This is a genomic window from Stieleria mannarensis, assembly GCF_014154935.1.
In the GTDB taxonomy this organism is placed as follows: Bacteria; Planctomycetota; Planctomycetia; order Pirellulales; family Pirellulaceae; genus Stieleria; species Stieleria mannarensis.
This window is the reverse complement of sequence record NZ_JACEHH010000129.1, coordinates 1-1,855: the sequence shown is the minus strand read 5'-3', so window position 1 is coordinate 1,855 and position 1,855 is coordinate 1. Positions and strand designations below refer to the sequence as shown.

3 protein-coding genes are annotated in these 1,855 nt (G+C 52.4%); all 3 read right to left on the bottom strand.

The genetic code is table 11. From position 1 onward, the window contains the following. Positions 1-136: 136 nt before the first annotated feature. On the bottom strand, positions 137-574 hold the full coding sequence (locus H1B37_RS32655) for a DUF6896 domain-containing protein (RefSeq protein ID WP_182871460.1): 438 nt from the start codon (positions 572-574) through the stop codon (positions 137-139). Positions 575-671: 97 nt separating this feature from the next. Further along, positions 672-1,250: a hypothetical protein gene (locus H1B37_RS32650; protein ID WP_182871459.1), complete on the bottom strand. Its 579-nt coding sequence runs from the start codon at positions 1,248-1,250 to the stop codon at positions 672-674. Between the two features lie 90 nt (positions 1,251-1,340). After that, on the bottom strand, positions 1,341-1,823 hold the full coding sequence (locus tag H1B37_RS32645; RefSeq protein ID WP_182871458.1) for a hypothetical protein: 483 nt from the start codon (positions 1,821-1,823) through the stop codon (positions 1,341-1,343). Positions 1,824-1,855 lie beyond the last annotated feature (32 nt).

Genomic DNA, 1,855 nt, shown 5'->3' with positions numbered 1-1,855 from the left:
CCTGGCAGATGCGCCTCGAACGAGCCCAGTCAATCGAAGCAAAATCCAAGAGAGATATAGACGGCCGCTCTGGCGCTGACGGGCTTCTTGAACAGAGGACTTGAACTTCGGCTCGCAAGCTCGCGAAGTCAAATCCTTACTGGTTGGGTGGGGGTGTGCGCCAGCGGCGGTTTGGATCGGCATACTTGTAGCCAATCTTAACAAGTTCGCCAGATGCATATGCGGAGTCGATCCAGTCAATTACATCCGAATGCGAGCACTCGATACCAGTCACATTGTCAAAAGTGAAGTTGTAGAGTCGCCAAGCATCAAATACATCGCGTTCGCCGTTGGGGCCCCAGTCAAAGTCGATCGTCAGAGTCCCAATCTTCAGCTCGACTCCGTACCCGTGCGTGTAGATATCCACGCCGTTGATCGTCGTATTGATCCGTGCAAGTCCGTTCTCGCTACAGTACGACGCCCAGTCGTGTGCAGAGTTCGGAATCGGCAGCCCTACCGTATTGACAAGTGTTGAGACACCAATGTCTTGGGCAGACCGGAATTGTCCAATTAGCGTATCAAGCCCAGCGTGCATTTTTCAGTCGGGGAACGTCCGCCGTCACCGGGCGGCGAGAGAAAACTAACCATCAGAAAACGCGCTGACGCCGCTCCGGTGCACGGCATGGTTATCCCTACCAGTATCCAGCATGCTGGAGAACAGTGTTCGTTTTCGGGTCAAAATAGTAGTCAGCGCCACCGCCATCCGATTGCATTGGACTATGGAAGTGCAATGCCGTGTCCGGCATTGGCCAGTCTAACCCGTCAAATGAGTAGTCAAAGTGTTCGGCCGGAACAGCAGCAGAGTCTTCGAGTTCCGTTCGCGGCACTGCGGATCGGCCATCTGCTTCGAGCCAGAGTGAATCGAGGAAGTCGGTTAGTTCGTCGAGCGAAATCTTGTACATCGCCCGGTGACCCATTGCAAATTTGTCGAGCGTGATGTCACGCGCCATTGGCGGCAGGTAACGTTCAATCCGGAAATCTTGCACCTCCGAATAGGTGCTGTAGTGAAAAACGCCAAATCGGTGTGAATCGAGAATGGAGCCGATGCCAGCGCAGACGGGCACGAACGCGAGGAATGCGACAAGAGTAGAAATGACAACCGCCTTTCCGCGTCGCCATTTGAACCAAGGCGAAACCAGAGCAACTGTGGCGACGAAACCAGCAAGAACCCAGAAAGTAATCTTGAACGGCAGGACAATAGGCCAGAGCATGATTCAGTGGGATAACGGCAGAATTCACGGGGGACGGGCAATAGACTGGCAAGCAGACCATTAAACCCAACTCCCGTCCTCCCGTGCAATTCATGGTTCGTCGATTCTATAGGTTCGACTTTGTGCCACTCCGTGTTTTGTGCCGCTCTGCTCCGCATGTTCAGTAGCAACGTGAATGGACATCGTAACTGCTACACTGTCGATTGGAGAATGCGGAATTGAAATCGTATGCGTTAGTGGCATCTTCTGTCCGGGGCCGAGTCCGGTATCGAAGTAGTCTGCGATACCGCCTTGTTCGAATCTAAGGTGAGCTTTTGGGTCGGTGTTTTTTATGTAGTAACCAGAAGTGTCCGTGTGCAGTGCGAGGAATCGTAGCCATTCGCGTCCAGTGTTCCGAATTGTTCCGTTGATCGCGATGTTGGTCGTGCCATCGCCTTGATCGACAGATGTTAGGCTAATGTTCTCAAATGTAAGTGATGGTTTAAACGGAAGAACTGCGGGGACAATTACGCAAAGAAAGACTGCCGCGATGGCCGTCAGAAATAGAACAGATTTGATCGAGAAACGTTTCAACAGTTGTTTCAAATTCGACGACGGTCATCCGA

What these genes read in the sequence shown, in the direction of transcription:
- H1B37_RS32655 (WP_182871460.1), bottom strand. Translation starts at nt 574, where the DNA reads ATGCACGCTGGGCTTGATACGCTAATTGGACAATTCCGGTCTGCCCAA.
- H1B37_RS32650 (WP_182871459.1), bottom strand. Translation starts at nt 1,250, where the DNA reads ATGCTCTGGCCTATTGTCCTGCCGTTCAAGATTACTTTCTGGGTTCTT.